Source organism: Dyella sp., from assembly GCF_035508675.1.
GTDB lineage: Bacteria > Pseudomonadota > Gammaproteobacteria > Xanthomonadales > Rhodanobacteraceae > Dyella_B.
In genome coordinates, this window is sequence record NZ_DATJMN010000285.1 from 1 (window position 1) to 7,409 (window position 7,409).

Here is a 7,409-nt window from a genome sequence, read left to right on the forward strand (position 1 = left end):
GTTTGCGTTACTTGATGCCAAACACCTTGTCGAGCGACAACTTCCCGCCACCGCGCGCAATGAGATAGAGCATCGGGGCCGCCCACGACAAATGCGTTGGCCACGCATCGGGGTAGACGAACACTTCGATCACGGTGGTCATGCCCAACAGCGCCAGTGCGGCACCGCGCGTAAAAAGACCCAGCACCAGGAGCAGCGGAAAGAAATGCTCCGAGTACGCGGCCACGTGGGCGGCAATCTCCGGGCGTACAAAGGGCAGTCGATAGTCGGTGCGGAACAATTCGTACGTGCCGGGCTTCAAGGTCAGAAAGCCCATGACCTTGGTGCGTCCAGACAAGAAGAAGATGGCCGCAATCGACATGCGGCAGACCAGGGCCAGTAGCGAATGGCCGATGACGCGCGCAGCGATGTCGGCGCCTTGGTTCCAGGCAGTGAACCGACCGCGTCCACGCGACGCGGATGAGGGGATGGCGACAGCAATGTCCATGTCGGACTCCGAAATAGGTCGTTGGAATCAACCCGGTGTGGAGGATCGAAAATCGCGCCACACTGGGCCAATCGTTTAGGCCAAGCGTGTTGGGTCAGGATGCGATCGGGGTCAGCGATCCGTGCCCTTTCGGGGTCTTGATCGACGTGCAGGTGCCGGCCGGCACGTTTTTCCATGCGTTGCCTTGATAATCCTTCGCCGCCGTGCCGGCGCATGTCGTGCCGGCACCCGCCTTGCAGTCGTTTTGGCCGGCCAGGGCGACGCCGTAGCACTTTTCCACTTTTTGACCGCCATCATCGGAGGGTTGCGGTTGTGCGTAGGCACCGGACGCGAGCGAGGCAATCAGGAGCGCGGTTGCAGAAAGCGTGATCTTGTTCATCGAAGAATTCCTTAAGAGAGAGAAAATGTCGGCGACACAGCAGCAGTCTTTGTTCGCCTGCTTTCATCGGCATGAAAGGCGATATCTGCTGACCGGTTCGGAGAGAGAGTTCGATCAATGCGGTGGCATGGTTACAACGCACCGCAAAGAAGACCGCGCAGCAGGCTATTGCCCGCGCGCATGTCAACGATTTGACTTGCCCGAGCGGTCGGAGCGTAACCTTTGCCGGGCGCTGACCGAAAAGAATGCGATGGCACTCCCTGCGTTGCACGAGCGCGCTGTGGGAGGAGTTCGTAGCAAGTCGACTCTGGACATCGTGCGGAGATGCGCATGAAAACGCGGGACCTGGTTTCCAGGCTGGCTGATGACCTGGTTCCGATTGAGCCCAACGCTGTGGCGAAGCGCATTGGCCGGGCGCTTATGCAAGGCCTGACCACAAGCACGCTTTTGCTTGTGGCGCTCTATGACATACGCGGGGATATGCCGGCCAGGTTGGCGACGCCGCTTTTTTGGATCAAGCTCGTGTTTCCTCTTGCCGTCATCGTGCCGGCACTCCGGCTGGCCCAGCAACTCGGGCAACCCGGCGTTTCGACCAAACGTGCGTGGATGAAGGTCCTATTGCCCATCCTCACCTTGTGGGTCGCCACCGCGATCATCCTCGTATTCACGCCACGCGGTTATCGCTTGCAACTCATGCTGGGGTCCACCTGGAAGCTGAGTACGCTGAACATCGTGCTTCTTTCGCTGCCGCCGTTGGGCGTGGCCATGAAAGCCATGCATGGACTTGCCCCACCCAACCTGGCATGGGCCGGTGCGGGAGTGGGATTGCTGGCCGGTGCGGAAGGTGTGCTCGTCTACACGCTTTATGGTGTCGAGATGTCGGTTCCTTTCTGGGGTGTCTGGTACGTATTGGCGATCGGCATCACTACCGCCATCGGCGCACTCCTTGGTCCACGACTGCTGGATTGGTGACGATGTCATGCGAAGAGCACGCAGGTTGGCGGCGAGGCCGAACCTCAACGTCGCGTTCTGCATGGCAACGTTGGGGTTCGCATTCGCTCACCACCGACTTGCGCAGATCACCGCGAAAACTTAAGCCAAGAAGCTTGTTGTTCGCGGCGATCTGCTCCCTCCCCTGCGGCAGTAGGGGAGAGTCGGGGCGGGGTCGCTTGGGCTTTAGCGCACAGCTGAATTTCCTGATGAGATGTATTGAAGCATTTCGGCTCCTGCCGCTCGCTGCGCTCGCACCCCCACCCTAGCCCCAATGCTCGAACTTAAGGGCAACGGCGCTAACTTAAGCGTCATTGCTTCATGGCTTGCCGCGATTTGCTCCCTCCCCTGCGACAGTAGGGGAGGGCTGGGGTGGGGTTGCTTGGGCTTTAGCGTGCAGCCGAATGCCGCTGTGGCTTCTCATAACAAGAAGCAATGTGCCAACGTTAGACTCTTGCCGCTCGCTACGCTCGCACCCCACCCCAACCCACCCCTACTGCCACAGGGGAGGGAGCGCATCGTGGCTAGTGCCAAGTTGTACCGACTTGTCATGCCGTTAGACGTAAGGCGCAAAATACCTTGCAGCTAGTGTTAAGTTCGGAGCATTAACCCTAGCCCTCCCCTACTTCGCAGGGGAGGGAACGTATCCTGGCGAACGAGATACACCACGCTTAAGTTGAAGACTGGTCGTCTTGCAAAGCCGCGCGGCGCAGCCTGCTGGCCGTCCAGACATCACCCCATCATTTAAATTCAGCATGCGGGGGCCGTCCTGTCCGTCTGCAGGCCGCAGGGCGGGTGACGACGGCGATACTTATTCAGTGTTGCCTTAATCCTTTATGCCGGCAAACGCGCCGACTGCCAGCAACGAAGAGACGCACTGGCTTAAATCGATGTCCGGTTCGCGTTCCAGTGCCCATTTGGCGGCGCCCTCGAAATCACGCTCGGCGGCACACGCGTCCAGGAACGCACACGCACCGATCGATAGCGGCTGCCATACCACTTGGCTTAAAGGCCGAACGAGCAAAGCCCCCTCGCCCGCCCAAACGAGATCGTCAGGCACGTCCACGTGTTCGCGATTCGCTCGCCAAATGGTGTAAGCGGGTTGATCTGTGAACCAGCGCCAGCGGGCGCTTGGATGCACGCGTAGCGTGGCTTTCTCCAATCGTTGCGGCGGGTACGCGGTCAAATCAGTGACCGTTACATGCCCCGCATCGAGCGCAGCGTGGGCTTCCAACCAGAAGTAATCGAGTCGGGCGACATCGGCCAAATAGGACAACGACCGTGCAGGTTCGAACACGGCCAGAAAATCGGGAAAGGTCTGGCCGTAACACAGGAGTCGCGTGTCCGTCGGTGGCGACAGGGCGACGTATTCGGTGGCCGCAGCGCGAAACCAATCACTGCCCACGAGGCGCACGACGACAGGGAAATTGGCCGCCAAAGCGTCCACGCAGCCTTGAAATACCGTATTTCGATACACCGCAAACCCGGGTTGATCCAGCAGCGCGACGACTCGGCTGTCCTGCGGCTCCCTGCCGTAGAGGGCATCAACAAACGCATCCTGAAACGACGCAGACGTGGTTCTCATGCGATCGCCTCGACCAGCACCGCATCAAGGGCCGACTGCGCACGCCGGCGCTCGTCCAGCAGGGCTTCGAATGCCGGCAGCTTGTCGTCGCGCTCGATCAAGGTAGGGCGGGCGCCGATCCGATCAATCAGATATTGATAGAGTTTCCACACGCCATCGTTGATCGCGGCGTCATGCGAATCAATCAAAAGCGTGCCATGGGCGTCGACGCTGTGCCCGGCCAGGTGGATCTCCATCACGGCATCGGGCGGCATCGCATCCAGATAAGCGAAGGGATCGCTTGGGAGATTGTGTGCACTGACGAATACATTGTTGACGTCGACCAGCAGGCCACAGCCGGTGCGACGAACGAGTTCTTTTAAAAAGTCGCTCTCGCTCCAGTCATGTCCTGGAAGGGCCAGATAGTGCGTCGGATTCTCGATCGCTATCCGGCAGCCCAATGCGTCTTGGGTCCGACCAATGTTGGCGGCCACTCTCAGCAGCGCTTCGTGGGTGCGTGGAAAGGGCAACAAATCGGGGTGGTAATGATCCCTCCACGCCGACCACGCCAGGTGCTCCGATACAAGCACGGGTTCAATGCGTTCGATCAAGGCCTGGAGCCGCCGCAGGTGCGCGGTGTCAGGCACACTGTCTGCAGCCAGCGACAGCGATACCCCGTGCAGTGACACCGGATGACGCGCGCGGATCGTCTCAAGCCACGCCAGCCGCGGGCCGCCATCGACCAGGTAATTCTCGGGATGAACCTCGAACCACAATCCCCGCTGCACCGTTGTGCAGGCATCCTGGTAGTGCTGCGGCTTCAACCCGAGGCCGGCGCCCAAACTGTTTGGCGTTTCACGTGGTGAGACCATGGCAATGCCTGCGAATCGAAGGAGATACCGGTCGCCGTTGCGTCAGCGGCCTGCGCAGCCGAGTTCGCGCGCAGGTGCCCATGGGTTACACGCTACAACCCGCCGGCTTCCAGCGGAGCGCGTTGCCGCGTGTAACCTCGCGCACCTAAAGCCGAACTGGAACACAGTGATGACACGAACTGATCTTGCCGATGTGCAGCCGTCAGGAGATGCCATCGCGCTTCCTTTCGTCATTGTTCCAAATATTGCCGGTGGTCCTCGATGCCATGAATACTGACACCCTCGTTGCGCTTCTCGCCACGGACATTGCTCCCGTGCGCGGTGACACCGTCAAACGATACCTGACCGGATCGCTACTTCTGGCGTATGTCTGTGCGGCGGTGATTGCACTATTCGGCTATGGACTTCGACCGGACATGGCGACCATGTTGGTCACCCCGCTCTATTGGCTCAAGCTTGCCCTGCCCTTGTCGCTAGCGGCCGGCGCCTACGCGATGCTCGAGCGGCTGGTTCGACCAGGACGGCCCGTCGGGCGCACCTGGAGCGGGATTGCACTGCCGGTCTTTGCGGTGTGGCTCGCAGCAGTGATCGTGCTGTGGGACGCTCCTGCCGACCTTCGCACTTCGCTGCTGATGGGCAAGACGTGGCACACCTGCGCGTTCAACATCGCCTTGCTGTCGGCGCCCTGCCTTTTTGCCGTGCTGTTCGCCGTCCGCCAGCTTGCCCCCACACACCGGTCGCTGGCCGGGGCGGTGGCTGGATTGCTCGCCGGGTCACTCGGCACGTTGGCGTACTGCCTCCACTGTCCTGAAATGGGTGTTCCGTTCTGGGCGACGTGGTACTTGCTTGGCATGGCCATTCCTACCCTGGCAGGCGCATTGCTTGGCAAGCACGTGTTGCATTGGTAGCCCCGCCATGGACCTGGTGAACTCACGCGCGGCAGGCTCCCGGGCCAGGTGCCGATGACCTCTCTACGCAGGACAACGCCATGAATACGCAAACCGCTTCGCGCATCGGCGCAATCTGTTATGCCCTGTGGGGGTTGTTTCACTGCAAAGTGGCCTACGATATCTATCAGCTGGGCACCCAGGAAAGTGCACTGGCTCAAGGCCGGCTGTTCCAACTCGCCGCTTATATGCTGAGCATCGCGTTGTTCGCCATCGTCGTGGCTGTGCGCTACAACTGGCGCAACCATCGTCAAGGCTACTGGTTGAACCTGTGCGTCGTGGGGTGGGCCGACGCCGTCTGGGTGGCGGTGGTCGTGTTACCCGGCTACGTCGACCTGTTCCGTGGCCTGGTGCCACCCGCCATCTACGTGACCGGTGCGCTATTGACGACTTACGCGCGACGCCAACGATCAGCGAACGCGTGAATCACCGATAGCTTGTACCGACGCACTCAGGATATCTCCGCCGTTCGGCACCTGAATAAGCACGGCGGTGTCGAGTCCCGGCACGCTGGGCGCAGGCAATGAAAAGGCCACTGCGTCACCCTGCCATGCTCCCAGGTGAACCAACTGGCGCACCACGTTGCGCTGATCGAGCGTGCGGCCGCCGTTTTCGCCGCTGCCAATGGGAACGTGAAGGGTTCGCGGGTCGTAACGCACCAGCCACACATCGCTGATCCGTGGATGCTGTGCCGAGGCCTCGACTTGCACGCGATTCGCGGACGGCCACGCAATAGCTGGCCCGGTGCTTTGGGCTTCACGGATGGCTTCGTTCAATTCCGCGCGGTTGTTGCCGACCAAGTCCACATGGCCGTTCACATAGACTTGCGGCGTCCAGACCGTGTCACGATGATGGAAATGGGCGTAACGCCATTGTCGATCCGTATAGGCGTCCGTCGCGAACGTATCCTTCCACCCCAGGCTGTCCCAGTATGTCACGCCGAAAGATAAGGCCAGCACCTGAGGATCGTCGGCCAGCGCGTTGAGATTCTCTTCGGCCGGGGGACACGAGGAGCAGCCCTGGCTTTGGAAAAGCTCGACCACGACCAACGGCTTCGGATCCGTTACGAACGGACCCTGCGCGTACACCGACGAATCCAGCGCGAGCGCCACCAGTGTGGTCAGTAGCACGGGCCGATAAAACGATTTTCTTGCCATGGAACACCGCCGTGGATGATACGAATCTGCACGCGACCGCGGTCGCCCGTTTGTTGGTTCGCCGGGTTCTTGAAAAAGTTACAACGCCTTCGACGATATGACCCATGCTGGGAATGGCGATGAGATATGGACGTTTTGTGACGACGATGCGTACGTCACAAAACACATCCTCCAACACCTGTCGATGTAACCAAGGTGTTTCGTTCCCGAAGTAACCCGTGGCCGAAGCACTCGGTCATGAGAAGCAATCAGGCGCGGCAACGCATGTTGCCGCAATTACCTACGCGCATATCGAGGAACAACCATGAAAAGGGCAATCTATGGATCGGCGCTGCTCGCGCTGATGGTGGCAGGTGCCGTTCACGCACAGACGCACTCCGGTTGGAATGACGGCGATCTCATCGTTACCTCATCGAATGCAGCCAGCAACGAACTGCTGGTCTACAACACCCACGGTACGTTGGTCGAGGAGTCCAAGACCGGCGGTGCCGGCGGCGTGACGGGCAACGCCGGCGGTATTGCACAAAATCGTGATCGCCTTGCGGTCGTCAATTTCGGATCGGGCAACGTTTCCGTCTTCCACAAGGGAGGTGATCGGGTTCCACTGCAGTTGGAGAAGATAGTGCCAGCGATCACCAATCCCGTGAGTGTCGCATTCGGTCGTGATCACCTTTACATTCTCACTGCTACCCACATCGAATCGCATCCGATCGATCGCAACGGCGTCAGTGCCAACGCCGACGGCGAGGCGCAGCTTTCTATCGCCGATGGCTCCGCGGCCCAAGTAGGCGTGCTGGATGGACAGCTGATCATTACGGAAAAAAGCAATGCCATTGAGACGGTCAACCTGACCGACCAAGGCGCGGTATCGGGCTCCACGAAAGTGGTTGCCAACATCCCTGCCAATGTCAACGCTCCGTTCGGGCTGGCAACCCGTGGCAATGATGCGTATGTGAGCATTGCGCATGCCAATGAGATCAGCCTGGTCCGTAACGACGCGGTCCTCACGGTCA

9 protein-coding genes are annotated in these 7,409 nt (G+C 60.1%); 4 read left to right on the forward strand and 5 right to left on the reverse strand.

Annotation, left to right across the window (positions count from 1 at the left end; genetic code table 11):
* Positions 1-7: 7 nt before the first annotated feature.
* The gene (locus VMA74_RS15070) at positions 8-487 is read right to left on the reverse strand and encodes a DoxX family protein (RefSeq protein WP_325368378.1); all 480 of its coding nucleotides are present in this window, start codon (positions 485-487) and stop codon (positions 8-10) included.
* 94 nt (positions 488-581) lie between these two features.
* Positions 582-866 carry a DUF2282 domain-containing protein gene (locus tag VMA74_RS15075; protein ID WP_325368380.1) on the reverse strand — a complete coding sequence of 95 codons (285 nt, stop codon included), beginning with the start codon at positions 864-866 and terminating at the stop codon, positions 582-584.
* Between the two features lie 324 nt (positions 867-1,190).
* On the opposite strand from VMA74_RS15075, the gene VMA74_RS15080 reads away from it, so the two are divergent.
* A complete protein-coding gene (locus tag VMA74_RS15080) occupies positions 1,191-1,838 on the forward strand; it encodes a DUF1109 domain-containing protein (protein ID WP_325368382.1) in 648 nt (215 codons plus the stop codon).
* An 844-nt stretch (positions 1,839-2,682) separates the two neighbouring features.
* Here VMA74_RS15080 and VMA74_RS15085 read toward each other — a convergent pair.
* Both VMA74_RS15085 and VMA74_RS15090 read right to left on the reverse strand, forming a co-directional pair.
* Complete coding sequence (locus VMA74_RS15085) at positions 2,683-3,441, reverse strand: DNA-binding domain-containing protein (protein WP_325368384.1); 759 nt, start codon at positions 3,439-3,441, stop codon at positions 2,683-2,685.
* Positions 3,438-4,292 carry a DUF692 domain-containing protein gene (locus VMA74_RS15090; protein WP_325368386.1) on the reverse strand — a complete coding sequence of 285 codons (855 nt, stop codon included), beginning with the start codon at positions 4,290-4,292 and terminating at the stop codon, positions 3,438-3,440. Before VMA74_RS15090 ends, VMA74_RS15085 begins: the two co-directional genes overlap by 4 nt.
* A gap of 266 nt (positions 4,293-4,558) precedes the next feature.
* On the opposite strand from VMA74_RS15090, the gene VMA74_RS15095 reads away from it, so the two are divergent.
* The gene (locus VMA74_RS15095; protein ID WP_325368388.1) at positions 4,559-5,200 is read left to right on the forward strand and encodes a DUF1109 domain-containing protein; all 642 of its coding nucleotides are present in this window, start codon (positions 4,559-4,561) and stop codon (positions 5,198-5,200) included.
* An 80-nt stretch (positions 5,201-5,280) separates the two neighbouring features.
* Positions 5,281-5,664, forward strand: coding sequence for a hypothetical protein (locus VMA74_RS15100; RefSeq protein ID WP_325368390.1), 384 nt, complete (start codon positions 5,281-5,283; stop codon positions 5,662-5,664).
* Here VMA74_RS15100 and VMA74_RS15105 read toward each other — a convergent pair.
* Positions 5,650-6,351: a DUF1223 domain-containing protein gene (locus VMA74_RS15105; protein WP_325368392.1), complete on the reverse strand. Its 702-nt coding sequence runs from the start codon at positions 6,349-6,351 to the stop codon at positions 5,650-5,652. The two genes, VMA74_RS15100 and VMA74_RS15105, sit on opposite strands and share 15 nt — an antisense overlap.
* Before the next feature lie 349 nt (positions 6,352-6,700).
* On the opposite strand from VMA74_RS15105, the gene VMA74_RS15110 reads away from it, so the two are divergent.
* A partial coding sequence (locus VMA74_RS15110) for a hypothetical protein (protein WP_325368394.1) occupies positions 6,701-7,409 on the forward strand: 709 nt, incomplete at its 3' end.

Excerpts from the sequence above, each read along its gene's own strand:
- VMA74_RS15070 (WP_325368378.1), bottom strand. The coding sequence starts at position 487 with ATGGACATTGCTGTCGCCATCCCCTCATCCGCGTCGCGTGGACGCGGT.
- VMA74_RS15075 (WP_325368380.1), bottom strand. The coding sequence starts at position 866 with ATGAACAAGATCACGCTTTCTGCAACCGCGCTCCTGATTGCCTCGCTC.
- VMA74_RS15080 (WP_325368382.1), top strand. The coding sequence starts at position 1,191 with ATGCGCATGAAAACGCGGGACCTGGTTTCCAGGCTGGCTGATGACCTG.
- VMA74_RS15085 (WP_325368384.1), bottom strand. The coding sequence starts at position 3,441 with ATGAGAACCACGTCTGCGTCGTTTCAGGATGCGTTTGTTGATGCCCTC.
- VMA74_RS15090 (WP_325368386.1), bottom strand. The coding sequence starts at position 4,292 with ATGGTCTCACCACGTGAAACGCCAAACAGTTTGGGCGCCGGCCTCGGG.
- VMA74_RS15095 (WP_325368388.1), top strand. The coding sequence starts at position 4,559 with ATGAATACTGACACCCTCGTTGCGCTTCTCGCCACGGACATTGCTCCC.
- VMA74_RS15100 (WP_325368390.1), top strand. The coding sequence starts at position 5,281 with ATGAATACGCAAACCGCTTCGCGCATCGGCGCAATCTGTTATGCCCTG.